The sequence below is a fragment of the Pseudomonas vranovensis genome (genome assembly GCF_040438935.1).
Classification (GTDB): Bacteria; Pseudomonadota; Gammaproteobacteria; order Pseudomonadales; family Pseudomonadaceae; genus Aquipseudomonas; species Aquipseudomonas vranovensis.
Window position 1 is genome coordinate 2,074,547 of record NZ_CP159259.1, and the last position, 26,168, is coordinate 2,100,714.

The 26,168-nt window shown below is 61.2% G+C and carries 21 protein-coding genes and 1 pseudogene; 4 read left to right on the forward strand and 18 right to left on the reverse strand.

All coding sequences use genetic code 11. The features are described from left to right. Positions 1 to 10: 10 nt before the first annotated feature. The 9 genes and pseudogenes from ABVN19_RS09635 to ABVN19_RS09675 all read right to left on the reverse strand — a co-directional run bounded on the left by ABVN19_RS09635 (position 11) and on the right by ABVN19_RS09675 (position 12,711). A complete protein-coding gene (locus ABVN19_RS09635) occupies positions 11 to 1,183 on the reverse strand; it encodes an alginate O-acetyltransferase (protein WP_028946186.1) in 1,173 nt (390 codons plus the stop codon). 12 nt (positions 1,184 to 1,195) lie between these two features. After that, positions 1,196 to 2,683, reverse strand: a complete 1,488-nt coding sequence (locus ABVN19_RS09640) for an MBOAT family protein (RefSeq protein WP_028946187.1) — start codon at positions 2,681 to 2,683, stop codon at positions 1,196 to 1,198. An 82-nt stretch (positions 2,684 to 2,765) separates the two neighbouring features. Continuing rightward, positions 2,766 to 4,178 carry an alginate O-acetyltransferase gene (locus ABVN19_RS09645; protein ID WP_028946188.1) on the reverse strand — a complete coding sequence of 471 codons (1,413 nt, stop codon included), beginning with the start codon at positions 4,176 to 4,178 and terminating at the stop codon, positions 2,766 to 2,768. 11 nt (positions 4,179 to 4,189) lie between these two features. Continuing rightward, on the reverse strand, positions 4,190 to 5,749 hold the full coding sequence (algG, locus tag ABVN19_RS09650; protein WP_036990431.1) for a mannuronan 5-epimerase AlgG: 1,560 nt from the start codon (positions 5,747 to 5,749) through the stop codon (positions 4,190 to 4,192). Positions 5,750 to 5,785: 36 nt separating this feature from the next. Next, positions 5,786 to 7,181 (reverse strand): annotated as a pseudogene (locus ABVN19_RS09655) (alginate export family protein). 35 nt (positions 7,182 to 7,216) lie between these two features. Then, entirely contained in the window at positions 7,217 to 8,602 is a 1,386-nt protein-coding gene (locus ABVN19_RS09660; RefSeq protein WP_105642563.1) for an SEL1-like repeat protein, read from the reverse strand. After that, positions 8,599 to 9,765: an alginate biosynthesis protein Alg44 gene (locus ABVN19_RS09665; protein WP_280643283.1), complete on the reverse strand. Its 1,167-nt coding sequence runs from the start codon at positions 9,763 to 9,765 to the stop codon at positions 8,599 to 8,601. Before ABVN19_RS09665 ends, ABVN19_RS09660 begins: the two co-directional genes overlap by 4 nt. A gap of 64 nt (positions 9,766 to 9,829) precedes the next feature. Then, positions 9,830 to 11,311: a glycosyltransferase family 2 protein gene (locus ABVN19_RS09670; protein WP_028946191.1), complete on the reverse strand. Its 1,482-nt coding sequence runs from the start codon at positions 11,309 to 11,311 to the stop codon at positions 9,830 to 9,832. An 89-nt stretch (positions 11,312 to 11,400) separates the two neighbouring features. Next, positions 11,401 to 12,711 (reverse strand): UDP-glucose/GDP-mannose dehydrogenase family protein, encoded by a 1,311-nt coding sequence (locus tag ABVN19_RS09675; RefSeq protein WP_028946192.1) that lies wholly within the window; start codon positions 12,709 to 12,711, stop codon positions 11,401 to 11,403. A 949-nt stretch (positions 12,712 to 13,660) separates the two neighbouring features. Between ABVN19_RS09675 and ABVN19_RS09680 the strand changes: the two genes are divergently transcribed. Continuing rightward, positions 13,661 to 14,197 carry a type 1 glutamine amidotransferase domain-containing protein gene (locus tag ABVN19_RS09680; RefSeq protein WP_105642565.1) on the forward strand — a complete coding sequence of 179 codons (537 nt, stop codon included), beginning with the start codon at positions 13,661 to 13,663 and terminating at the stop codon, positions 14,195 to 14,197. A gap of 144 nt (positions 14,198 to 14,341) precedes the next feature. Here the strand turns inward: ABVN19_RS09680 and ABVN19_RS09685 are convergent, their stop codons facing one another. After that, a complete protein-coding gene (locus ABVN19_RS09685) occupies positions 14,342 to 15,085 on the reverse strand; it encodes a MauE/DoxX family redox-associated membrane protein (protein WP_036990433.1) in 744 nt (247 codons plus the stop codon). A gap of 230 nt (positions 15,086 to 15,315) precedes the next feature. Between ABVN19_RS09685 and ABVN19_RS09690 the strand changes: the two genes are divergently transcribed. Together ABVN19_RS09690 and ABVN19_RS09695 are read left to right on the forward strand one after the other, a co-directional pair. Then, positions 15,316 to 16,440, forward strand: a complete 1,125-nt coding sequence (locus ABVN19_RS09690) for a mechanosensitive ion channel family protein (protein WP_028946195.1) — start codon at positions 15,316 to 15,318, stop codon at positions 16,438 to 16,440. Between the two features lie 100 nt (positions 16,441 to 16,540). Next, positions 16,541 to 17,872: an SDR family oxidoreductase gene (locus tag ABVN19_RS09695; protein WP_105642567.1), complete on the forward strand. Its 1,332-nt coding sequence runs from the start codon at positions 16,541 to 16,543 to the stop codon at positions 17,870 to 17,872. A 380-nt stretch (positions 17,873 to 18,252) separates the two neighbouring features. Here ABVN19_RS09695 and ABVN19_RS09700 read toward each other — a convergent pair whose 3' ends face one another. The 8 genes from ABVN19_RS09700 to ABVN19_RS09735 all read right to left on the reverse strand — a co-directional run bounded on the left by ABVN19_RS09700 (position 18,253) and on the right by ABVN19_RS09735 (position 25,624). Beyond that, entirely contained in the window at positions 18,253 to 18,627 is a 375-nt protein-coding gene (locus ABVN19_RS09700) for an NUDIX domain-containing protein (RefSeq protein WP_105642568.1), read from the reverse strand. A 27-nt stretch (positions 18,628 to 18,654) separates the two neighbouring features. Continuing rightward, positions 18,655 to 18,936 (reverse strand): DUF1652 domain-containing protein, encoded by a 282-nt coding sequence (locus tag ABVN19_RS09705; RefSeq protein ID WP_051270743.1) that lies wholly within the window; start codon positions 18,934 to 18,936, stop codon positions 18,655 to 18,657. 189 nt (positions 18,937 to 19,125) lie between these two features. Further along, entirely contained in the window at positions 19,126 to 19,944 is an 819-nt protein-coding gene (locus tag ABVN19_RS09710) for a LuxR C-terminal-related transcriptional regulator (RefSeq protein ID WP_036990435.1), read from the reverse strand. A 64-nt stretch (positions 19,945 to 20,008) separates the two neighbouring features. Continuing rightward, positions 20,009 to 21,490, reverse strand: a complete 1,482-nt coding sequence (locus ABVN19_RS09715; protein ID WP_105642569.1) for an aldehyde dehydrogenase family protein — start codon at positions 21,488 to 21,490, stop codon at positions 20,009 to 20,011. 55 nt (positions 21,491 to 21,545) lie between these two features. Next, positions 21,546 to 22,589: a zinc-dependent alcohol dehydrogenase gene (locus tag ABVN19_RS09720; RefSeq protein ID WP_218274694.1), complete on the reverse strand. Its 1,044-nt coding sequence runs from the start codon at positions 22,587 to 22,589 to the stop codon at positions 21,546 to 21,548. Positions 22,590 to 22,680: 91 nt separating this feature from the next. Then, on the reverse strand, positions 22,681 to 23,268 hold the full coding sequence (locus ABVN19_RS09725; protein ID WP_105642570.1) for a hypothetical protein: 588 nt from the start codon (positions 23,266 to 23,268) through the stop codon (positions 22,681 to 22,683). A gap of 18 nt (positions 23,269 to 23,286) precedes the next feature. Beyond that, positions 23,287 to 24,723, reverse strand: coding sequence for an APC family permease (locus ABVN19_RS09730; protein WP_105642571.1), 1,437 nt, complete (start codon positions 24,721 to 24,723; stop codon positions 23,287 to 23,289). 394 nt (positions 24,724 to 25,117) lie between these two features. Next, entirely contained in the window at positions 25,118 to 25,624 is a 507-nt protein-coding gene (locus tag ABVN19_RS09735; protein ID WP_028946202.1) for a DUF3015 domain-containing protein, read from the reverse strand. 357 nt (positions 25,625 to 25,981) lie between these two features. Here ABVN19_RS09735 and ABVN19_RS09740 point away from each other — a divergent pair, with 357 nt between their 5' ends. Continuing rightward, a complete protein-coding gene (locus ABVN19_RS09740; RefSeq protein WP_036990438.1) occupies positions 25,982 to 26,161 on the forward strand; it encodes a hypothetical protein in 180 nt (59 codons plus the stop codon). Positions 26,162 to 26,168 lie beyond the last annotated feature (7 nt).

A 26,168-nucleotide genomic window follows, 5' to 3' on the forward strand; every position in this document is an offset into this window, starting at 1 on the left:
ACAGATTCTCCTAAGGTTGCAGGATGGGCTCAGGGCCGGTGGCGGTTTGCAGCGCTGCGCGGTCGGCCGCTTTCTCGTCGTTGCGCAGCCGGGCGAGCCAGGCCGCGTCGAGCTTGGACAGGTCGCTGGGTAGCATCAGATAGCGCTCGGGAAACTCCCAGATCACCAGGCGCAGCCCGGCGAGCTCTTTATCCCCCTGCTGCAGCAGGTTCAGCATGGGCACCAGCGGGCCCCTGCCCTCCTCGGCGTAATTGAGCAGATCGCTGCCCAGGGCCTGTTTCAGGGCACCGGCGAAGTTCCAGTTCGCGTTGGCGCTGTAGCTGGTCCCGACCAGGGCGATCGCCGGTTGGGCATCGACGAACAGCGCATCCTCGGCGCTCTCCTCCTGCCCCTCGGCGGCCCGGGTCAGGCGCAAGCGCAGCTGCTCGGCCGGTAGCTGCAGGTCGGCGAAGTACGGCTCCAAGGGCAGGAAACTCAGCAGGTCACCTTTGTGCTCCCGGCTGTCGACAGCCTCGGTGACGAAGGTCTGGTCGCCATGCTGCCAGATACCCTGCAGCGCCAGATGCTCCGCCAGGCTCCTGGCCGCGACTTCGGCGCCGAAGGGAGTCCAGTGGGTATCGGTGCGCAGGAACACCGGTTCCTGCGCCTTCGCCTGCCGCAGGGCAGGCAACAGATCCGGCCCATTCACCCCGGTTTGGCGCATCATCTCGTGGGCCTTTGGGTATAGGTGCTGCTGGGCCAGCGCGGGGCGATCGTCGTTCAGATGCTCCGGATAGAGACGGGCCTTGGCTGGCAAGAGCGCCAGCACCAACGTCACCCCGCGACGCTCGAGTTCCACCCGTACCGCGTTCACCAACCGCCAGTTGTCCTGCAACTGATCGGGTTGGGTCGCAGGCTTGAACTCCTCGTCCGAGAAGAGCCAGCCGTCCTGGCCGATGACCACGCCCTGGCGGCCTTCACCGAACAGCGTGTAGCTCGCCAGCGCCCAGAGGTTGGTGCCCAGTTGCTTGACCGGGAATTCGGCGTCGTAGTGCTTCTCGAAGGCCTGCGTCAGTTTGCCGTCCAGCACGCTGGTTTCGCTGGCTGCGGAAAAGCCGAATACCGCGCGCAGCGACCACAGGCACAACGCCAGCAACAAACTGCAGAAAAGCAGGCTGTAAAGCAGGTTCAAGGTTCTGTTCATCGTCGGTTCCCCTCAGAACTGGAAATACAGGAAGGGCGAGAAGCTTTGCGCCGAGAGCTTCAACACCGAAACGGTGAACAGCAGCAGCACGGCAGTGTGGAAGGCCACCGCACCGATCCGCAGACGCGCCACGGCGGCGCTGCCGTTGGCGTTGATGGCGATGCCGTCGTGGTCTTCACGGACGCTGGCTTTGGGTGCGCCGGCCAGCGGCTGGGCGTGGAACTGGCGGATGCCGAAGATGGCCAGCACGACATAGGCCAGCACCAGGGTGGCGATCTGCAAGCTGGTGAGCTGGGCGCGGAAGAGTTCGGAGAGCTGCCAGTCGGCGAAGCTGAACATGGCCGCGTACATGCGCCAGGCCACGTCGAGGTTCTCGGCGCGGAAGATCACCCAGCCGATCACCACCAGCAGGAAGGTGAAGGCCCACTTCAGCGGGTAGAGCACCCGTGGCGCGGCGTCCACGCCCAGGGCGCGCTCAATGGCCAGCCAGGCGCCGTGCCAGGCGCCCCAGAGGATGTAGGTGAAGTTGGCGCCGTGCCACAGGCCGCCCAACAGCATGGTCAGGAACAGGTTGCGGTAGGTCTGGAAGGTGGTGCCGCGGTTGCCGCCCAGGCTGATGTACAGGTAGTCGCGCAGCCAGGTGGAGAGGCTGATGTGCCAGCGTCGCCAGAACTCGGTAATCGACTGGCTGATGTACGGCTGGTTGAAGTTCTCGATGAAGCGGAAGCCCATCATCAGGCCGAGGCCGATGGCCATGTCGCTGTAGCCGGAGAAGTCAAAGTACAGCTGCGCGGTGTAGGCCAGGGCGCCAAGCCAGGCGTCGCCCATGCTGGGGTCGGAAAGCGCAAAGCAGTGGTCGGCGATGGGCGCGATGCTGTCAGCAATGAAGACCTTCTTGATGAAGCCTTGCATGAAGCGCGTACAGCCTTCGGCGAACTTGTCCACCGTGTGGGTACGGTGGTTGAACTGGTCCACCAGGTCGCGAAAACGCAGTACCGGGCCGGCAATCAGGTGCGGGAAGATCGCCACAAAGGCTGCGAAGTCCACCAGGTTACGGGTGGCCGGGGTGTCGCCGCGGTAGACGTCGATGATGTAGCTGATGGACTCGAAGATGTAGAACGAGATCCCGATCGGCAGCAGGATGTGCGTGAGCACGAAGGGCTCCATGCCGAATGAGGTAATGATGGCATTGAGGCTGTCGACGCCGAAATTGGCGTACTTGAAATAGCCGAGGACGCAGAGGTCCACCGCCACGCCGACGAGCAGCCATTTCTGCGCTGTTTTCGTGCGCACCCCGGCCGCGCCGATGCGCAGGCCGATCCAGTAGTTGAACACGGTGACCACCGCGAACAGCGCCAGAAAGTCGATGCGCCACCAGGCATAGAAGATGTAGCTAGCGACCAGCAATAGCAGGTTTCGATAGCGCGTCCCGACCAGGTAGTACAAGCCGAGGAAAATCGGCAGGAACAGGAACAGGAACACGTTGGAAGAAAAGACCACGCCCTCAATCTCCGTTTGAATGATCATCGTTGCCCTGAGGAGCCCATGCGCCGGACACAACCCGGCGCAAGGCGCCCTCGGGTCAATTGGCCTTGGCTTGCATCACGGTTTCAGGTTTATCCGCCCTGCGGCAGATCTTCGCTTCGACCTGCAGCCCCTGGGGCATGTCTGCCGGCATGTCGATTTCAAGGGAGAGCAGCGTCTGCCCCGCCCACTCGGCGTCCTCACGCAAGCGGAAAACAAAGCGACCGTTCGGCTCCACTTCCCGTGTCCGACTGATCAACAGGTTTTCCCTGGAGCCGGTCATGTACCAGATGGTGCTGCGCAACTCATTGATCACGGGTTTGCTGAACTGGATCTCGACGACGGAGTCCTCACTGCGGATCGGCTTGACCCCAGTGTTGACCAACACCTCGTTCTTGCCTGGCCGCAGGGCCATCTTCTGGCCTAGGGTCGCCGCTACGTCCCGGCAACCGTTATCCAACAGGGGCATGACCTGGCGGTAGAACGTCGCCATGGCCAGGTCGTAATAGCTGTTGACCTCCCAGATCAGCACCTTCGGCGGTTTGTCCTGGAAGTCCTGGCTGCCGAGGTACTGCAGCATGGCACTGTGGAAGCCACCGCCTGTCACCGAGCGGTTGTCGACGTCGATGCGGGCGTACTGCTTGAGGAAACCGTCGAAGTTGTACTGCGCGGAACTGAAACTGGTGCCAACCAGCACCACATCGGGCGCTTCGGTATCGCCAAACAGCTCGGCGCTCTCTTCCTTGGGCTCGGTCACTGCGCGGGTGAAATACTCGTTGGCGTAACCATTGCCACAGATTTTGCCGAATGCCTGGTTAAGGGAGCCGACCTTGTACAGGTTACCTTCCGTGCGCGTGGCAAACTCCTTGCGCGCAATCCCCTTGAAGACGTCCGATTTACTCAATTCAGCGGCCAGCAATTGCGCGGCCAGCTCAGCACCTTGCGGTGTCCAGTGGTTGTCGCGCTTGAAGAAGAATTTGCTGCGCACCTCGGCCGGATGGGCCAGCAGCGAGGAGAGGTCCGGCACACGTATGCCCAGGCCGCGAAGATGTTCGATGGTCGCCAGGTAATTCTTGCGCGACAGTTCGGCATTGAAGTTGCTGCGGTCCTGGGGGCGAAGCATTTCGGTGACGAGCAGGCCACGGGGTGGCAGGTAGACCATCACCAGCTCCACGCCCCTGGCTTTGAGCGCATCACGCAGATCCTGTAGCAGCTTGAATCCCTCGGGCGTGGTCCCGATGTTGGTCATGAAGTCGATCTTGCTGCGGAACAGCCAGTCCTCCTGCCCCTGCACCAGTTGGCGGAAATCGCCCAGATCACCGGGGTAGCTGCTGTCCTGCAGCGCCTGCGGGCAGATCTGACAGCAGCGCTCGATCGCGTATTCCGGCGCCTCGGCGGCCAGGCTCAGGGAGCTGGCGAAAAGCGTCGCAATCGCTGCAGACATCCGCCAGGCTTGGGCGAAGCGGCTCATTGAACACCCTTTCATTGTTTGTCACTCACTTGAAGTTGAGCCAACTTGTCGAGCGGCAGCACTTGCACGGCCCGCTTCTGTCGTACCAGCAGGTCGATGATTCGGCTCTGCTCCTTGGCCAGTGCACCGAATATGCCGATGCCGCTGGGCTGGCTCGGCATCAGCATTTCCACCCCGTAGAGCTTCACGCTCTGCGGTGACACCACGGAGATGGCGCCCGACTCGTTACCGATCAGGCGACCGCCAACCACGGTCAGGGAGAGGTTCATGTCGAAGGGGTCGAGCGTCAGGTCGCGGGGCGTGTCGGTGAGGTCCTTGATGTGCCCGTAGATGCCGAGCAGGCCGTTGGCCACCGCGAGGTTTTCATAGAGCCCGACATTGGCGCTGTTGCGCACGCGTATGCCGTGCCGCGAGTTGTTGAACGCCCGGTTGCCCCACAGCAGGTTATCGCCACTCTCATAGATGGTGATGCCATCGGAGCCGTTGCGATAAACCTCGTTGTTGGCCACCACGTTGTTGACGCTGCTACGGTCGACCACGATCCCGGAGAGGGTGTTCTCATAGGAGCGGTTGTTGAAGATCCAGCTGTCGTTCACCTCGCGGGACACAATGATGCCGTGCTTCTCCCGGGTGCCATAGGCGGTATTCTCGGCAATGATCAAGCGCCGCGAGCGGTCGTGCGGGTCGATACCGTAGACCAGGTTGTTGCGATAGGTATTGCCCTTGAGTACCACGTCATAGGCTTCGTAGCAGTAGAAGCCGTACCACATGTCGTCGAACATCGAGTCAATCAGCCAGCCGCTGGGATGTTCGCGCTGCATGATCGGGTGCATCGCCGGGCTGTACTGGGAGATGGATACGCCATAGGACTTGCTCGCGGTGTAGCCAAGACTCGATACCACCGAGTTGACGATGTAGGTCTCGGTACCGCCCCAGGCGTTGAGGAAGGGGCGGAACTTACCCTTCTTCTTGAACCAGTCCTGCTGGTTCCCCTCCTCGCTCCAGGCGGTAAGGCGGGTATCCATGATGAACAGCTTGCCGTCGTTGATCAGGAACGCGCCGCGCTCGCTGGAGAGGCGCAAGTCACGGGTTTCCACGCCGATGTGCAGGGTCGCGCCCCGGCTGACGACGATCGGCAGGCGAGCGATATAGATACCCGGCTCGGTCTCTTCAAAATATTTCTTCGGCAGGCTACGCGCCAGATCCGTCAACGTGACATAGCCACCCTCGATGAAAATCGCCTGGGGCATTTCACCCTGGCGTTTCACCCACTCACGCAGGCGCTCGTCACCACCGGTGAACTCCACCAATTGGTCCACGCCGATCATGCGCTTGAGCACCACGCTGCCGGTGGGCTTGCTCACGATCCGGGCCTTGGCCGCCTCGGCCGTATAGGGCGACAGATCGGGCAGCTTCGGCGGCGCGATCAGCAGCGGCTCGGCTGGAATGCTCGACACCTGGTAAGCGGGTGCAGCGGCGTCCCCGGCCAGCGCCACGGTCGCCCACGCGAGGCTACCCGCGAGGAGCAGGCCGGCGGTCCAGCGCTGCCTGTTTCTTGTGTGTGAATACATAGCGTCCAACTCCATGGTCAGCTCGGCAGGCGGCACTCAGTAACGCCAGACAAAATCAACGACTGCGCGGTGCATGCTCGAATCCGTGCCTTTGCCGAAGGCATCGCCCGGAAAGAAAAGCCCGCCACGAAAGCGCACCAACGCGGAGGATGCCCTCAGCCACTCCAACCCGGCCGGAATCTGCCCGCGGTTCAGGTAGCGCGTCACCACCAGGTCGACTTCCTGGCCGATATCCTTCTCGCCGGGCACCAACTGGGCCTTCAGGCCGCTGCTGCTGTCGGCCTGGTCATCCACCCGCCAGAAGCGGTGGTAGACCAGGCTGGCGTCGTAGTCCTCGCCCAACTGCCAGCCGGTGAACACGCTGGCCGCCTGCAGGTTGTTCAGCTCGCCGCGATAGGCTTCGCCGAAACGGTTGATGCCACTCCCGGTGCCGGTGAATTTGGCGCGGTTGCTCTCCAGCCCGGTCTGCCTGAACTGCTCGGAGTCGTCGCCGTCGGAGCCGCCGCTGGTACGCGCATAGGTGGCGCCGACGCGCCAGTTCTGGTCGATGTTCCAGCGCAGCCCAAGGTCGACCGCCCAGGCGTCGAGGTCCTGGCTCAGCTGGCCGTCGGCCTGGCGCTGGCCGGCTGACGGTGCTGGTGCGCAGGGTGTCGATATTGCCGGTCAGCCACGTGGCGGCGACCCAGTAGCTGAGCGGCAGGTTGCTGCGCTCGTTGTAGAAATCCCCATTGAGTTCAGCCCCTAGCCAGGTGAGTTCGCCGGTTGTGGTCTTGCTCAACTGATCCACTGCAGCACCCTGCCCGGGCAGGTTGCCGCGATCATCGCTGTGATGGAGCTTCAGCCCGGCCCAGTGACCCGGCTGCCACTGCCAGGACAGGTCGGCGAGCAGGTGCAAGCGATCCTCGTCCTCGGGCGCCAGCTCATCCAGGTCAGTGCGGTAGTCACTGAAACGTTCGGCAATGCCGATGTGGGCACTGAGCAGGGTTGTCTCGAAGTTCCAGCGCAAGGCTTCGATATTGCTGTCCCACCACAGGCCGTCAGCACTGCGGATCTTCTGCCGACCGAGGCGCAGGGACTCCCCCGGGTAAGCGGTCAGGCCACCATAGTCGACCCAGAACTCGTGCAGGGCGAGGAACTTGTCCTCCCGATCGCGGGCGTCGTTGGGGTCGAAGGTGTCGGATTCGCTGGTATCCGACTCGATGGTGTCGCTGGCAAGGAACGCCTCGCCGAGCGCGAAGGCGCTCCAGTCGCCCTGCCGCGTGAAGATCCAGGGCCGCACGCTGAGGCCGGCGCCATTGAAGTCGCCACCGTCGCGGGTACCCAGATCGAGGTCCTCGATCGACTGCGCGGTGAACTTGAGATTGGCGCCATAAGACAAGCCGGGCTGAGGTTGCGCCCCAAGGGTGACGGAGCTGGCCAGCAATCCGGCCATGCAGGCCAGCGTGGTGGCGGGACGGTATTTCAAAGTCATAGCACTTCCTGCGCTTGATCAGCTTGATTCCTGGCGGTGACCTGCTGGCCACCGCGCGCCTCGATTTCACGGGCCAGCAGGCTCTCGATCTGCTGGTAGTCCTGCGCCTGCAGCCTCGGCGCCAGGCGCTCCATCAGGACCTGCCCCTGGGCCATGCCCTGGCGCGAGGCGAGCTTGGCGAAGGTGTAGCTGTAGACGGGGTTGATCCGCACGCCCTTGCCCTCGCCAAATAGCTGGGCCAGCGCAATGTTGGCGCTCGGGTCGCCGGCACGGGCGGCAATCAGCAGATGCTCCAGTGCCTTTTCCGGCTCGATGTCGCCCAGCGCGCCATCCCGGTACAGCCGGCCCAATAGCAGGTGCGCCTTGGTGTGGCTGGACGCGGCCTGCAGCAGGTACTGCTCTGCCGCCCGCGGATCGGCCGGTACGGCCTGGCCCTTGAGGTACAGCTGCCCGAGCATCAGCGCGGCGCGGCTGGAACCGGCGTCCATGCCCTTGTTCAGGTATTCGGTGAGTACGTTCGCATCCCCCTGGTCGGGGAAGCGCAAGACCAGCTCGGCCAAACCGCACCAGGCATCCGGGTAGGCCGGCGCAATACGCGTGTAGAGCGCCTGGGCAGCCTGCGGATCGGCTTCGCCAAGGCTGCTGTCGGCCAGTACCTTGGCAACGCCCTGCACACGTTCAGGCGACACCAGGCCGGCCTGATAGGCGGAATCCAGCCGCGCCAGCAACTGCCGTTGGCTGTTTTTGTCGCCTCGTCGCTGGTAGACCTCGGCCAGTTCGACATAGCACTCACTGGCCTGGTCCAGCCAGCCGGCACAAATGGCTTCGATCTCGTCCAGCTTCTGCTCGTAGTTGCCACGCACACGGTACAGGAGCACCTTGCCGAGCCGGGCTTCACCGATGCCTTGCGCCTGCCATTGCTCCAGCTCGCGCTCCAGCTCGCCGCTGGCAAGCTTTTGCGGATCCTGCAGCTGTACCTGCACCAGCGGCAGCAGTGCGCTGTTGTCGCCGGCCGCCAGGCTCTGGCGCAACAGCTGCTCGGCCTCGAGACGCTCGGCAGGAGTCGTCTGTGGCTTGCTCGCCAGCCATTTACCCAGCCGCGCCGGCGCCGCCGCAGAGCGATCGAGGGCCTGGCGATACAGCGTCTCGCCCTGCATCCGCTGCTCCATCGAAGGGCTGCGTACCAGCAGGTCGGCGAGGCCGATCCGGGCGTCTACATAACCCTGGCTGGCGAGCATGCGGTAGTTCTGTTCCGCGGTCGCGAGGTCACCACTGCCCTTGGCCTGCTTGGCCAGCTGCAGATCGGGCAACGCCACGCAACCGGCCAGCAGGCCGAGGCTGAGCGAGCTCAGCAGCCCGCATGCTAGTCCGGTCCTGTTCATTTTTCAGACGCCAGGCTGTTGTTGACGAAGACGCCGTTCAGCGGGCGAATGCGCACTTCCACCGGGCGCTTGGCCAGATTGCTGGCAAGCGGCTCGTTCGGCTGGATCTGCACACGGATGTCCGAGGCCAGGCCGCCGTCCTGCAGGGCCATGCTGACGATCCGGCCGCCGCGCTCGGTGGCTTCGCCGCCCACCAGGAAGGTCACCGGGGTGCCCGGTTGCAACTGGCTGAACGCACGGTAAGGGAAGCGGGCTTCGACGGTGGCGACGCTGTCCACCGGCGCCAGCAGGAACACCGGGGTGCCCTTGGGCGCCACTTGGCCATCCCCCACCAGCTGGCTGACCACTTTGCAGTCGCAGGGGCTGGTCAGGGTGCCCTGGAAGGTCTTGTTGAACAGGCGCTCCAGGTTGTCCGGGGTCATCTCCGATTCCGGCAGCGCGCCCTTCAGGGCATCCAGCATGTTCGCCGTGAAGGTGGCCACCGGCGCGCCTTTGCTGACAGTGCTGCCGACGGTGACCAGGCTTTGCACGGTGCCTTCACGCGGCATCGCTACCTGCGTGCCGGGCACACTGACCTGGGCCGAGTCGGCATGGGTGACGAAGTAGATGTCGTAGAACTGGTACAGCACATAGGCGAAGGCGCTCAGACCGGCGACGAGGATCACCAGGGTCAAACCCATGGCACGCAGGCGGCCGACCAGGCTGAGTTTTTCACTTCCTTTGCCGCCACGGGCCTTGGTGAAGTTCTCGCGCTGCAGAATGCTGATCAAACCTCCTACGTTGACCAGTTCGCCGCTGACGAAGGAGCTGATCAGGTAGCGCAGCGCCGACACCTCACGCGGACGCAGGTTGTGGAATTCGCAGCCGACGCGCTTGCCGCCGATGATCGAGCGCACCTGGAATTCGACATCCATGGCGAAACCGATGCCCTCCACTTCAAACATCAGCTTGCCGCGATAGAGCTTGCCCTCGATCACCGACTGGCCGCCCTGCTCGAAGCTGAAACCGCCCGCGGAGAGGTCTAACAGCTGGACTTCCTGGACGCCCCCCGGCTGGCCCTGGAACCGGACCTTCGCCGGCAGCTTCAGGCGCGCATACTGACGCTGCGCCTCGGACTCATGCACCACATTGGCATTGCCCACCGGGCTGATCACTGCACTCATAACGTTTCCTTTCTGAATTAGTAAGTTGAACCTGGTTTCAAGGCTTCTTGGGCAATTTCGCCGCTCACACCACAAACATCAGCAAGGCCAGAAAGACGCTGCCCGCCGAGAAGGTCATGGCGCGTGAAGACCAGGTGTTGAACCAGCGCGAGAAGCTGGCCAGGTCGCGATTAAGCTTGGTGTTCTGGCGAGTCCAGGACTGCCGGTCGAGGCGGAAGAACACGTACACCTTCACCAGCGCGCCCATGATCTGGTTGTAATAGAGGATCAGCGGATAGGCCGGCCCCACCTTGTGCCCGGATGCCAGCAGCAACAGCGTCAGCGCCAGGCGGGTAATGCCGATCCACAGCAGGTACAGCATCAGGAAGCCGAAGCCGTACTTGAGGCTGGCGATGATCGCCACGGTGGGCCCCAGCAGGCTGGTCCACATTGATACGCGCTGGTCGGCCAGCACCAGGCAGGTGAACCAGCCCAGGCAATTGGGGCCCAGGGCCAGGGCGCGGGAGTTCTGCCGCAGGTTGTTGCCATACCAACGGAACATCAGCTTGCGGCTGGCCTTGATGAAGCTCTTTTCCGGCGGGTGCTCAACGGTGTTGATGGCCGCGTCCGGCACGTAGAACGTGTCGTAGCCCAGGCGCATCAGGCTGTACCAACTGGACTTGTCGTCGCCCGTGAGGAAGCGGAAGCGTCCGAGGCGCCAGTGCTCCAGGTGGTCGCTCTCGACATCGGCGATGAAGCCGGGGTTGGTCACCACGCTGGCGCGGAACACCGACATCCGCCCGGTCATGGTCAGCACTCGTTTGGAGAGCGCCATGGAGCACATGTTGAGATGGCGCTGGGCGAAACGCAGCTTGTGCCACTCGCTCATGATGTAGCTGCCCCGCACCTCGCAGAACTCGTTGGTGGTCAGGCCACCAACAGAGGGGAAGAGCTTGAACCAGGGCACGGTCTTCTTCACCACGCCTTGCTCCAGTACGGTATCGCCATCGATCACCGCCACCACCGCATCGTCGTCGGGCAAGTGCCGGGAAATGGCGCGGAAGCCATGGGCCAGACCATCGCGCTTGCCGGTACCGGCGATGCGCACGAAATCCAGCCTGACCCGCTCCGGTGGGTTCATCTGTCGCCACAGGCTCTCGATCAGCAGCTCGTCCGATCGCTCTACGATGGAACACACCACGGTGGTCGGGTAGCCGCAGGCAATGGCCTCGCGGAGCACCGATTGGTAGACCTGAGCGGTAGTCAGCGCTTCGATGCGGAAGCTGGTGACCAGCAGGAACACGTGGGACGGGGCCGCTGCCGCACCGAGCTGCCGCACTTTGCGCCGATACCAGGGGAACACCAGATAGAGGAAGATCATCCCCCGCACGAAATGCACGGCGCCCATGGAATAGCGCCAGATGCCAATGACACCCAGCAATAGAATGAAATCGGTGGACGCCGGGTCGAATGTGCTGCGCGGCAGCAGCAATGCCATCCCCATGAGCGTGATTACCAGCAGTAACCACCCTGCGGCGGTGCGCAGGCGACTCTGAAAAACATCCATGTCTTGGACCTGTATGACTTATCAACAACACGGCAACAGGGGCGCCGCGCCTGTTGCCAGGGCGCCCCGCGAGCATCACTCCAGCGGATCTACCAGCAGATGCCCTCGAGTCCGGCACTGCTGGACTGGCGCATGAATCCCACCAGGTCGAAGACCTGCTTGTCGGCGGAAACCCGGTCTACCAGGGGCGTGAAGGCTTCATCGCTGTTGCCCAGGACGATCACGTCGGCATTGGCGACCACTGCGTCGAAATCGGAGCGCAGCAACGACGACACATGGGGAATCTTCGACTCGATGTAGTCGCGGTTGGCACCGTGGACACGGGCGTACTCGACGTTGCGGTCGTAGATGCTGAGGTCGAAGCCTTTGCCGATGAGCATCTCGGCGAGTTCCACCAGCGGGCTTTCACGCAGGTCGTCGGTGCCGGCCTTGAAGGACAGCCCCATCAGCGCGACCTTGCGCTTGTCGTAACTGGCGATGATGTCGAAGGCCTTGCGCACCTGCGCGGCGTTGCTGCGCATCAGCGAGTCGATCATTGGCGACTCGACGTCCAGCTGGCCGGCGCGGTAGCTCAGCGCGCGCACATCCTTGGGCAGGCAGGAGCCGCCGAAGGCGAAGCCCGGGCGCATGTAGTACTTGGACAGGTTGAGCTTGTGATCCTGGCAGATCACCTCCATCACCTCGCGGCCATCGACACCGACCGCCTTGGCGATGTTGCCGATCTCGTTGGCGAAGGTGACCTTGGCCGCGTGCCAGACGTTGCAGGTGTACTTGATCATCTCCGCGACTTCGATGGTCTTGCGGATGATCGGCGCATCCAACTCGCGGTAGATCTCTTCCAGCAAGTCGCCGGAGGTGCTGTCCAGCTCGCCGATCACCGTCATAGCCGGATAGTCGTAGTCATTGATCGCGGTGCTCTCGCGCAGGAACTCGGGGTTCACCGCCACGCCGAAGTCCACACCGGCCTTGAGCCCGGAATACTGCTCCAGGGTCGGAATCACCACCTTGCGCAGGGTGCCCGGCAGCACCGTGCTGCGTACCACTACCGTGTGACGGGTGGTCTTGAGCGGTAGTACCTCGCCGATCTGCCGGCACACCTCTTCGATGTAGGTCACATCGAGGTCGCCGTTGCGCTTGCTCGGCGTCGGCGGTGCGAGGAAGGAAATATCGGTTTCGAGGATGGCCTCACGGGCATCCAGAGTGCCGCGCAGCCTGCCGCTGGCGACCCCTTGCTGCAGCAGCTCGCCCAGACCCGGCTCGACAATAGGCGATTTGCCACTGTTGATCAGATCAATCTTCAGCGCCTGAACATCGACCCCGATGATCTGATGCCCTCTTGCCGACAAACATCCGGCACATACCGCACCGACGTAACCCAGACCAAATATGCTGATTCGCATGCTACGAACGCTCCTTGCAACTTAAGGCCATGGAATGTCTCTATAACATTCCCGTATCCATTGACAGGTCACTTCAACCCAGCACCTGTAATACAGCAGGGTTGCGCTAATTGCGCCGCCCTTGTAATTCAACTTTAACAACTTCAACTTTTCTTCTGAGCACCCACGCAGGCGCCAACTACCGCAATAAATAATAACGGTGTCAGCAGGCACAAGACATACGACAGAAAGAGTGAGTGCAGCACTACCAACGCTACAGCACCCGCCTTCAGGGCCTATGGCTCAAGGGATGAGGCGGACGATTAAACAGCAGCGATGCTCAGCAAGGCAATAGGAAATTCAAAAATTAATAATAAATAAATACCCCGCCCCTATGGCGCCAAAATAACAGCAAGCGTGAAGTTTGATTTAATTCCCACGCGGCATGCCGACTTAATGGCGACAATATAATTACGCCAACAACGATACTGTTGCGCGCCACGTTCTTCGCCACATTACTGGCGCTTAAAGCATGACGGGCAATGCAGTTTCTATGGCGCCGGAAATATGACTTGCGCTGCTGCGTTTATGACGCCGCGTTTTCGTCAACGTTTTATTGCCAAGGCGTTGAAGCGCGCGGCGCGCCGGACGAGACAATCACGCTGCAGGCTGTTTAACGTTGGGCTGCACGAGGGGAGCAGCCAGGCGCATTAGCCGGAGGCGGTGTAATGACAGCAGTCGATGTGAAATCCCGATTCCAGGCAACGCTTCTTCGTCCGGCAAAGCCTGACAGTGAAACGTCGTGGGCGTTCGCCCTCTTGACAAGAGACGCGAGTGAGCAGTTGCCGAGGCGAGGAAGGACGACCATTGAAGAATGGACAACAGGCGGCTGGGATTACCGTCTGATTGAACGTTGCTTCCTTGCAGTAGGCCTCTTACTTCAGGTCTATCGATAAAAGGAGATCACATCATGAGTGCACAACTTAATGGCAAACGCGTGGCCTTTCTGGTCACTGATGGCTTTGAGCAGGTGGAACTGACTGGCCCTCGCGAGGCGTTGGAAAAGCACGGGGCTGTGGTCGATATTCTGGCTGATGAAGAAGGGATGGTACGTGGCTGGAATCATGACAAGTCAGCCGACGAAACTGCTGTGGATGCCACCTTTGAAAGTGCCCACCTCGACCTCTACGATGCGCTTGTGTTGCCCGGAGGAGTGCAAAACTCCGACACGATTCGGCTGATCCCAGGCGCGCAGATACTGGTGCAAAGCCATAATTCGGCTGGTAAGCCATTGGCGGTGATCTGCCACGGCGGTTGGCTGTTAGTTTCGAGTGGCTTGGCCAAAGGCAAGCGGATGACCCGCTACAAGACATTGCAGGATGATAGTCGCAATGCCGGCGGCACCTGGGTAGATGAAGAGGTGGTGGATGGCAACCTGATCAGTAGCCGCCAGCCAGATGATATACCCGCCTTCAGTGAGCAGTGGATCAAGGCCCTGACAGGTTGAGGGTTCAGGTCCGTGCTCCGGCCCCTGGGTTCCTGCGCCGGTGGGGCCGGAGCACGGACCTCAATCCAGCACCCCGTACACAGCCATTAAGAGCACCCTCTCAACACTCGGTGATTGGATAGCATTTTTACCGTCCGTTTCAGCTCAGGGCTTGAGCAACATCCACCCCCCCATTCCAATCATCACCAGGTTTTCCGTCAGTGAAACGAAGCCCAGTGGTACGTTGCTGTCGCCGCCCACGCAGGCGCATTTGAGTTCGCGTTTGTCGATATACACTGCCTTGAATACCGATAGCGCACCCACCGTGCCAAGCACCAGCGCTAACGACGATGCCAACCAGGTCGCAGCGCCGGCGATCATCAGCAGCCCGGCCAATGTTTCTCCGTAGGGGTAGGCGTAGGCATAGGGCACCCATCGCTGCGCCAACAGGTCGTAGCCCAGAAACATATTTGAAAAGCCTTCCACGTCGCGTAGTTTGAGCATGCCCAACAGGGTCATACTCATGGCCAGGAACCACTCGATCACGCGCTGATTGAATAGCGTATCGAAGACTGCATACGTACCGGCCAGTGCCATCAGCAGGGCCACAGCGAACACTGCCAATACCGGGCGGTACTGTGGGGTATCGGGGTCGGCGACTGGCTTGCCGAAGAAGCGCCGAATGTCGTCGTAGCCACCGATGCGCTGACCCTCGATGTACGCCTGTGGGGTGGTATCCACGTCTTCTCGACGTTTGAACTCATCGGTTTGCGCGCGGGTGCGCAGCGGGTGGTCGTCGACCCGATAACCCTCGCGTTTGAGCAGTTCACGGGACTTTAATCCAAACGGGCATACGTGTTGCGGCAGGACCATGCGGTATAGCGCGGCACGTTTTTGGGGGGCGGTCATTTTCAGCGTCTCCTTGCAGTCTCCTAAGGCTGATGACTGCTTGGGCGAGGAGAAATTCAAACCGCTCGGTTTCGATTCACCTCCCTACCCTAACCACAACCGTTCCTGTCCCGCGCGTAAACGGCACTCATGCAGAAATCGAGAAATCCAATCGACCTATGGCGTTGCGCAGGCGTCCCATAAAAGACGTTTGCGAATTTACTCGAGGGCAACCAGGAGGCCAGTCGCTCATGAACGATCGCATTATCGAACTCTTCACCGACACGACCGTGTTCGGTATTTCCATCCTTAATCTGCTATTGGCGCTGTGCGTTGCCGCGTTGACGTTCCTGGCATGCCGCGCAGCCATCAGCTTCGTGCTCCGGCGGGTGCAACGTTGGTCCGAGCAGGACGGCGCGCTGACCCAGGTTATGGCCAAGGTAGTGGGCGGCACCAGCAACTCCCTGTTGTTCCTCGCCTCGTTGCTGGTGGGCCTGAGCATGCTGGATCTGCCCGAGCGCTGGTTGGACCGGGTAGGAAGCCTGTGGTTTGTGGTGGCCGCGCTGCAGATTGGCTTGTGGGTCAACCGCGCCATTGCACTAGGCCTGAGTCGCTACTTCGCTCGTCACGGCAATGGTGGCCTGAACCAGGGCAGCGCGTTGGCCACGCTATCGGCGTGGGGTGCGCGCGTTCTGTTGTGGTCCGTTGTGCTGTTGGCCATGTTGTCCAATGTGGGCGTGAACATCACGGCGTTCGTCGCCAGCCTGGGCGTAGGCGGTATTGCCGTAGCACTTGCGGTACAGAACATCCTCGGCGACCTGTTCGCCTCGCTGTCGATTGCCGTCGACAAGCCGTTCGAGGTAGGTGACTTCATCGTCATTGGCCCCCTGGCCGGTACAGTCGAGCATGTAGGCCTGAAGACCACGCGCATCCGCAGCCTGGGCGGCGAGCAGATTGTCATGGCCAATGCCAGCATGATCAGCAGCACCATCCAGAACTACAAGCGCCTGCAGGAACGACGCATCGTCTTTGAGTTCGGCCTGTCCTACGACACCCCCACCGAGGCGGTGAAGAAAGCGCCTGGCATCGTCGAAGAGGCGATCAAAGCTCAGGACCAGGCGCGTTTCGACCGCGCCCACCTGCGTGGCTTCGGCAAGGAGGCGCTGGAGTTCGAATGCGTCTATATCGTCAAGGACCCAGGCTACAACCTGTACATGGATATCCAGCAAGCCATCAATTTCCGCTTGCTCGAGCGGTTTTCCAGGATAGGCGCCACGTTCGCCGTGCCCGTGCGTGCAATCAAGGTCACTGCCCTGCCGCACGGCGCCGATATACAGGGGCAAGGCAGCGGTGGGCAGGGTTACAAGAAGGCCTGAGTTCGCTGATGACGCTTTGGCTTTCCCTTTCATCTACTTCGGTTGAACCCCGCACGCTGTAGCCGCTCTATCGCAAAACAACTGCAGGGAGGAAACGGCCGTGATCGATCCAGCCACCGGTATGAAACCCGGCCAGCGCTACACCATCGAGATTCGCGAGCGCACACGTCAGTTCCCCGGGTTCTTTCTCGATGGAAAGTACTACCTGGGCCCTGAACTACTGACCGCCATCGGATGGATGGAGGGCAAAAGGTTTATCTACGACGACATCGACCCCGAAGGCGAACCGGTGTTTCCCGATCGAGTTGCCGGCACCCTCGAAAATTTGAGGCTGACCCTGGCGGATGGCGCGAAGTTGCAGTTGGCCGAAATGCAATACGAATCGCAGCTCGATGCCCAGGGTGTGGACGCTCCCACCACGCATGAGCGCTCTCAGCGCCTCCCCATCGGCAGCCCTCTAGAGGGCAAGCTGGTTGTCATCACGGGCGCATCAAGCGGCATCGGGCGGGCTGCCGCCCATGCATTTGCCTGCAAGGGCGCGCGCCTGGTTCTGGCGGCCCGAGATGAGGCGGCGCTTTTCGAGGTCGTCGATGAATGCACCGATTGCGGCACCGAGGTGCTCGCCGTGCAGACCGATGTGACCAGCAACGACCAGATGCGGGCACTGGCGTCCCAAGCGGCGGCGTTCGGCGGCGGGCGTATCGATATCTGGATCAACAACGCCGGAGTGGGTGCGGTAGGACGTTTCGCAGAAACCCCGCTTGAAGCCCACGAACAAGTGCTGCAGACCGACCTGCTTGGCTATCTGCGTGGCGCCTATGTGGTGTGGCCCTACTTCAAAGCGCAAAAAAACGGTGTTCTGATCAACACCTTGTCGTTGGGTAGCTGGGTGGCGCAGCCGTATGCAGTTGCCTATTCGGCGGCCAAGTATGGCTTGCGCGGCTTAAGTGAAGCGCTACGCGGCGAGCTCAATGGCTTTCCCGGCATCCATGTCTGCGACATCTATCCCGCAGTGATGGACACGCCAGGCTTTCGCGATGGAGGCAACTTTACCGGCCATGCACTCAAGCCCCCTCCTCCTGTCTATGATCCACGCCGTGTGGCTCGGGCAATGGTCCAGCGTGCGGTCAGCCCCCGCCCGCATACGACCGTCGGCAACGCTGCCACACTAGCGCGCCTGGCGCATTTGATCGTACCTGGATTCAATCGACTTTCAGGCCTGCTGACTCGCTGGGGCCTGACCCACAGCGACGAAACTGCCACTTCATCCGGCAACCTCTTCGAGCCTGCCCGGGGCGCGCGTCGCGTAGAAGGTGGCTGGCGCACCGCCCATCGAACGGCTCCCAAAACGCATCTGCTGGGCGGTGTCCTGCTGATTGCCGGCGTTTTGTATGCTGTTGATCGGGCGTCCCGACGCAAACGCGACCACTAGCCAGCAGAGCAACACTGGAAAACGGTGAGCAGGCCTGGGTCTCAAGCGTGCTCACCGTTCTGATTCAGGTCCGTCAAGTGTTGAAACGTGTGACATCTATTTCCGTCGGGACAAACTCAGGTCCAGTACCCGACAGTCTCCCTCTCACCTGCGCGAAGCAATGAAAATCAGCGTTGGGAAGATCCGCATCGCAGGCCGTGCATCGACGCTATCCGTTAAGAAGCAGCGGCCTACTACCCTGGCGAACTGTTCCTGGCGGCCGATCTACAGCGCTATCGGCTGGACCGAAACGGCAAGTTGAACCGGCTGCGGCTGGAAGTCGTGGGGGCTCGGCTGTGATACCGCCGCAGCACGCGGCAACCACCCCTGCCTGTCGGTTTTCAGTCTGCTTGACTGTTCCACTTGAGCAATTCGAGATTGGTCGGCTTGACCAATACCTGCTTGAGCTCCGATGGCGTGAACCAGCGACATTCAACGATTTCGCCGCCCGGCCTGGGCTGATCGGCGGGATCGACCCTCATGCGGTACAGATGGTGCTCTTCATCGCCTATCTCCACATGCGCCAGAAATCGGGCATGCTCCAGTACCAATCCGGTTTCCTCGCAGAGTTCGCGCCGCGCCGCCTGCTCCGCAGACTCATGCGCCTCGATCTTGCCGCCGGGCAAAGACCATTCGGGTGTTGCCTTGCGCACGAACAGCAGTTTGTCCGCATGGCGACAAATGACAGTTGCATGACGCTCTTTAGATTGGTTCATCACCTGGTCCTCAAGCTGACGATGAGCTCACTGATGCTTGGTTGCACGGCTTTGGCCGACCTCCACAACCTCGACAGACAACCCGGACAAGCGAATTCGCGCTTCCCCAATCAGTTCGGCAATTCCTCGACTGGATTTGAGCGAACGGGTACTGATCGCATTCATGACCACTTTTTTCAACGGGTCTTTGCAACTGGTGAGGTTCAATGTCATGCACGTGCCATCGACGCTGCACTCACACAGATCAGGCAGCAAGGCACGTTCGATCAGCTGCTTGATCTCAAGGTCGGACAAACCGTACAGGTCCATGGCGATCTCCTCAGTGTTCCCATTTTGAGGCGGGAGTCGCGAGGCTCGTTCAAAATAAATTCACACTATCGAGCGTAATCTATCGACCCAACCCTGCAGTCAAGCGGTAGTTTTCCTGAGAATCGGCGAACTCGAGAGCTGCAGCGGTGCCAGTCGACATACGCTGCGTTACTGCGAACAGATCGAGCGTCAGAAGCTGAACAGCTCTCCGCGTTGAGACGACTCCCCCTTGATTGCCTGTACAAACAACGCCAGCAACTCCGACTGACTACCAATCCCCAGCTTTTCATACAGGTTCTTGCGGTGGACCTTCACCGTTGCCGGACTGATCCGCAGCTTCTGCGCGATGGACTGGCTGGAGTGCCCTTGCAGCAGTAGCCTGACCACTTCGCGCTCACGCTCGGTCAATGAACCTCGACCAAAGTTGGCAAATGCTTCTCGCACCAGATGGTCATGATCATCTGCCGGTCTGGCTGCGGCCTGGCTGTTCGCTTCCCAGGCTGCGCGCACCGCGGCACTAACAACCGGGACGGCGCTTTCCAGCTGTCTGATTTCGTCATCGAAGAACCGCGTGCGACCTCTTCGTCGCATCAGCGACAGCACCCCATGGGTGTCGGGGCGCAGGGTGATGAAAAAGCCGACCTCTTCGCACAAGCCGAGGTGGTGGTAATAGGTCAGAAAGTATTCGCTGTTGTAGAACTGGTCGGGCGCCAATTGACGCATGCTGTACACACCCTCGGACTGTTCCGGGTGGCAGGCCAGGTAGAACGGGTCGAGCAGATAGGGACCGGTCTGGTACTCGTCAATGAAAATGCACCGCTGTTCTGCCGTGAAGGTGTCGAACAACGCCAGCGGGCGATAGCTGCCCTCATAAATGAACAGCACGAAGTGATCCGCGATGCTCAAGCGCCGCAGCCAGGCCGCCAACGCGTGCAGTTGCTGGCCCCCCGGGGGATGCGTCAGCACGTCGACAACACTTCGAGTCCAATCAGTCAGGTGCAGTTGCATGATCACGTGCCTCAAGGGGTCAGGGAGCCGGTGGCACACGCCACCGCTCAAGCCGGCTGCGGTACTACTTCAGGTACCAGCCCCAGTTCTGGTCACTGTCGTAGCGGGTGATCTGCTTGATTTCCAGGTAGTTGTTCAACCCCCACTCGCCAAGCTCGCGGCCGATACCACTTTGTTTGTAGCCACCCCAGGGCGCCTCGGTAAAGGTTGGCTGCGAGCAGTTGATCCAGACGATGCCGGCGCGCAGCTTGCGGGCCACCCGTTCGGCGCGGACCAGGTCTTTGGACATCACTGCCGCTGCCAGGCCAAAACGTGAGTCGTTGGCTGAGCGCAGGGCCTCGGCCTCATCGTCAAACGGCCGTACACACACCACCGGCCCGAAGATTTCTTCACGCCAGATCGCGCTGTGTAGCGGTACATCGGCAAAGAGGGTTGGCTGCAGGTAGAAGCCTTGATCAAAACCGGTGGGGCGTTCGCCGCCATAAACAAGTCGGGCACCCTCCTCCAGCCCGCCGGCGATGGCAGTCAACACCTTGTCGTATTGGCCCTTGCTCACCAGTGGCCCCAGCAGCACACCCTCCTCCATGCCGTTGCCGATGCGAACCTTCTCGGCCTCTTGGCGCAGCCGGTCGAGCAGCGGCGCATAGAGCTCACGCTGAACCAGTACCCGAGAGGTGGCTGAACACACCTGCCCCTGGTTCCAGAAGATCCCGAACATGATCCACTCGACCGCTGACTCGATATCGCTATCGGCGAAGATGATGAAAGGCGATTTGCCGCCCAGCTCCAGGCTGATGTTCTTGATGTCATTGGCGGCCGCTTGCATGATCCTGCTGCCGGTCGGCACACTCCCGGTGAAGGCCAGCTTGTCGATGCCCGGGTGCTCGGCCAGTGCGGCGCCAGCACTCTGGCCCAGGCCTGGCAGCACGTTCAATACGCCCGCTGGCAGCCCGGCAGCGTCCGCAATACGCGCCAGTTCAAGCGCCGTCATGGGTGTCAGCTCGGACGGTTTGAGCACCATGCAGCAGCCGGCCGCCAGGGCCGGTGCCACTTTCCAGGCGGCCATCAGCAGCGGAAAGTTCCAGGGGATGATCGCCCCGGCCACACCCACCGGCTCCTTGCGTACTACCGAGCTGAAGCGCTCATCGGCCAAGGCCACGGGTTGATCTTGCCGATCGTCCAGGCCTTCGGCGAGGTCGGCATAGTAATCAAAGCAACCCGCGCTGTCCCCGACATCCCACAGGGCTTCCGGCAGCGGCTTGCCGTTGTCGCGCACCTCAAGCTCGGCCAACGCCTGCTGGCGGTCGCGGATGCCCTGGGCGATACGCCGCAACACGGCGGCACGCGCCGAACCGCTCAGGTGTGGCCAAGGCCCCTCGTCGAAAGCCTGGCGTGCGGCCTGCACCGCAAGGTCGACGTCGGCGGCGGTGGCAGCGGCCACTCTGGCGATCAGTGCCTCGCTGCTCGGGTCGATGGTAGCGAAGGTCCTGCCCTCGACCGGATCCACCCATTGGCCATTGATATACAGCTGAGTATCGGCATTCATGTTTGAACTCCAAGCAAGCAACACGGCTGGCGCTTGCGCGCCAACCGAACCGGTGTCAGGAAATTTTCAGCACCTTGCGGCCCACTACCGTGCCTTGGCGGATCTGCTCGAAAATCTCGCCGATCTCGCCCAGGGTGGTCAAGCTCGCTTGCACCGCGACCAGGCCGTTGGCCGCGAACTCCACGGCCTCATGCAGGTCTTGCCGGGTGCCCACGTTAGAGCCACGGATCGACAATTCCCAGTTGACGATGCGGTCGATGGAGCTGCGCACTTCATCGGCAGCGCCACCCGGCTGGCCAATGTAGATCGCCGTGCCGCCGGGACGCAGCAGTTTCACCGCCAGTTCAAATGCCTTGTTCGACGTGGCCGTCACCAGCACGCCATGCACACCACCCAACTCTTCGTGGATCGCGCTTTCAGGGTCTTTCAAGACGTTGTACACGCGCTCGGCGCCCAGGCGATGGGCCAGTTCCAGTTTTTCATCGCTGACATCAACGGCCACCACCCTCAGGCCCATGGCCTTGGCGTACTGCACCGCCACATGCCCCAGGCCGCCGATGCCGATCACAGCCATCCACTGTCCTGGCCGGGCGCCCGAACGCTTCAACCCGCGATACGTCGTGACGCCGGCACAAAGAATCGGCGCCAGGGCATACAAGTCAGCACCCTGCGGTACTTTTGCCACGAACGCCGCCGGCGCAACCATGTACTCGGCATAGCCGCCCGGTTTGCTGTAGCCGGTGGCCTCGCCCTGCTTGCAGATGGTCTCCATGCCGGCGCGGCAGTACTCACATGCGCCGCAAGCGCTGTACATCCAAGGCACGCCAACGGTATCGCCGACCTTGTAGCCAGTCACTCCCTCACCGAGCTGGGCAATGTGCCCGGTGACTTCATGGCCAGGAATCAGCGGCAGGTTCGGGGGTGTCGGCCAGTCGCCATCGCAGGCATGCACATCGCTGTGGCAAACGCCGCAGGCCACGACCTTGATGAGAATTTCGCCAATGCCCGGCTGCGGTACCGGCACCTGCTCAAGGTTCAGCGGCCCGCCCAGTTCACGAAGCACAGCGGCGGTCATGGTTTTCTTGTTTGTGTCCAACATAACGACATCCTCATGAAATAACGTTTTTCTGGCAACACTGCGCCCCTGGCGCAGAGGAACCTGCGCGCCAAAGGCTGTTCGATGATTGCGCTCAGCTTGCCAGGGCTTCGCAGCGGCTGGCGTGAAGCAACAAAGAGATCTGTTGAATGAGCAGCACCGTGCTGTCCACTTCGGCAGGTGTGGGTTGGCGCCCGTATTTCACCGGTGGTATGAGCATCCAGACAAAGTCCCCATAGTTGGGGCTGAGCACCACCTCGCAGGTTTTGTCTGCCGGGTGGTAATGGATGCTCAAGCCCCCCAGTTCCATCGCCATGCACAGGGGCAGCACCACGGCACTGGCGTTGAGTCGATCGCACACGGCTTGACGGCCGCGGTCCACTACAAAACTCGCCGTCCGGATCGAAGGCTTCCAGCCGCGATAACGCAGGCGAATCATCATGGCTGTTGCGCCCAGGTCCACCGCAACCTTCCAGCGCCAGCGGCAGGTGTAGATGCGCCCAATCACTTTGCTGGACAAGCGATGCTCAAGCACCAGGTCATCTGCGCCCAGGCGGTGGTCCAGGACCGACACTGCACGTTCACTGTCGGCAACGTCATGGGCCATGTACGGGGCAAAGCGCGAAACCGTATCCCGAAGCACCTGCTGCGCGCGCCGGTCGATGATCGAATAAAGATCCATGCGGGCTTCCTCGTCGGGTTACTGGCGTTTCAACTGGGCAAGCATGTCGCGCTCGAGCCCGTCACCGGGTTCATCCAGCGACTCGGAGCGATGCACGATCCGGCGCAGCACCTCGTCGAGCGGCACCGGCTGGAACAACGCCTGGCCGGTCTTCTTCAGGTAGATCACGCCAAACGCCAGGATCAAGGCCGAGCACACCACGGAAATGCCCAGTACCTGGGTATCGGCAACCAGCGAGCCGATCATGTACAGGCAAGCGGCAATCCCCACCAACTGTGGCAGCGGGTAGAGCGGTGTGCGGAAAGGACGGTGGGCATTGGGGTACTTGACCCGCAGTACCAGGACGTTGACCTGGGCGATCAGGTACGACATCAGCCAGGTGGTGCAGGCCACACTGATCATCATGGTGATCAAGGCGATGTCGGCCTGGTTGGCCATGGCGTAGACCAGCACGATCAGGATCAGCGCCACCACGAAGAAGATACTGAACCAGGGCGTTCTTGCGGTGGGGTGCAGCCAGGAAAAAATCTTCGGCAGCATGCCTTCGCGTGACAGGCCATACAACATGCGTGGCACGGCGATCAGATAGGTGTCGCAGGTGGTGACTGCCGCCAGGATCGAGATACTGCCCATGAGGATCAGCCCGGGCTGCCCCAACATGGCTGCTGCCCCGTCGACATGGGGAATGGTCGAGGCGGCCAGTTCTTCCAGCGACAGGTAGCGGGTGATGCTCAAGCCAAACAGCAGGTCGACCAACCAGATACTCGCGCAGCCAAAAATCATCGCCAGGGGGATGGTGCGCCCTGGGTTCTTGACCTCTTCGGCCAGGGGCGCGACGAATTCCATGCCGATGAACAGCCAGATCGCCAGGCTCAGGTGGCCAAGCTGATCCTGCCAGGGGCCGACAGAGAATGCCGGCTGTTCGGCCAGGGGGGCCGCCGTCTGGAAGCCGGTCAAGCCCCAGACACCCACCAGGCCGAGCATCAGCATCATGGCGATGGCCAGGGTCGTTTGCACGCGGCCGAACACGTCCACGCCTTTGAGGTTGATGGCCACCAGTACCGCCAGGATGCCCAGCGAAAACAGATACCACGGCACCCCGGTCAACCGTTCCAGCGACTGGCCGCCGATAATCATGTTGGTGCCGCCGTCGGTACCCACCAGCACGATGTAGCCGGCCAGCACCGCAAACAGAGCCGGGAGCTTGCCCAGTGCCGGCAGGGTGTATTCCCCCACCATGCCGGCCCCCGGCAACATGGCAGCGAGTTCGGAATACGACATGGCAACGCACAGGATCACCACCAGCGCCACCAATGCCACGAGGCTGAATGCAGGCCCCGAAACACCGTAGCCATTGCCCAGCGCCACCATGGCCGTGCCCGACACCACCAGGCCCACCGATGTGGAGTAGGCAGCCCAGAACCCCAGGCTTCGGCTCAACTTCAAACTACTCATAACGCACCTCTCCACTATTGTTTTTTTAATGACAAGCGGTGTGACGTAAACAGGAAGTGGGGGTAACGCTATCAATGCGGTGTCGAGGCTGTACATACACCGACGGGGGTAGACGCGTGACTCAGGTAAAACAACAGGCGCCGAACCAGTCCCAAAGCACAATCCAGGAGCAGCAAGGCAACAACGGCAGGCTCGGTGCAGCGGCGGGGGGAGTCGCCGACGAAACGCGGCGTCAGACGGGTACCAGCGGTCGATCGAGATGACGAATTTATTAACGAGTGCCTCTAAAAGCACGCCACCTGGCCAGGCGCTGCCAGGAACGGCAGCAACACAAGCCAGGGTTGGCCTCCAGTCGTTGCAGGCGTGAAGCGGGTCGCCAATCTAAACCTGGCCCCTAGCTCGGCAGTTTTACATAACGGGCCAGTTGCTGGTCACGACTCATGACATCAAGGGTTGCGGTGAGAACCTGATCAGCGGTGACGTCCGGGGTAGAGAAGATACTGGAGAAGTTCTGGTGGGTGACCTGAGCAAAGTGCGTACGGTCTGCCTGGTCTATGCCCAACAGCGTGGCATACGCACTCAAGGCTTCGCCCTGCCCTTGCGCCATGTCCTCGGCAATGCTGTCCATCATGCCGTTCATGGCCAGCATCGAGCGCCCGCCATAGCCCAGCCGGGCCTTGGAGTCACAACCGTTGGTGCCGGAGGTCAAGCCGAAAGTTGCGTTACCCGAGGTACCGTTGGTAGTCGTCGCCAGCAAGTGCGACCCCAGGCCGTTCTTACCCTCGAACAGCATGTTGCCCCAGCCGCAACCGTTGCCACCCGCCTGGTCCGCATGCGCCACCAGCGCGGCAGTGCTTAAAACACCGAAAACAAACACATTTTTGAGAAGTTTCTTAGACATGAGCGTTTTCCTTGTCGAGGTCGTTTTCTATACGGTCCAGATCGAGGGAGGGTATTCACCTGAAATACCCATGACTAAGTGTGTAGATGACCTGAACCCAATTCGCCAGCCAGGCGCTGAACATAAAAGACAAGACTCGACATGGTGAATTGCCCCGAATGCCCTAGCCACCGTGCAAGCTCACTGCGAAACGCTGTTCAAACACTATCGGTGACAGCTGTTTGTTGAAATCACGGCGGTGCTTGCGGTGTAGAATGCCTCGATGTAATCGAACACATTGCATGGAGGGACACCCTCCCCTCAACCTGGACTGTAGAACCCACTCACGCCTTTTGTCGTTTACCGCTGGAAGACCTCATGAACAAACTGATCCTGCCTGTCGCCATCTTCGTCAGCGTGATGCTGACTGGAAAAATATCCGAGCATTTCGGGGTGGAGGGCAGTTGGAAAATCGGCTTGCTTTGCCTCGTGGCCGCCGCCGTCCAGATCGCAGTTACCCGTTACCAGCGCACGCAGCGGCAAAAATCTCAATCCTGACGAGGGT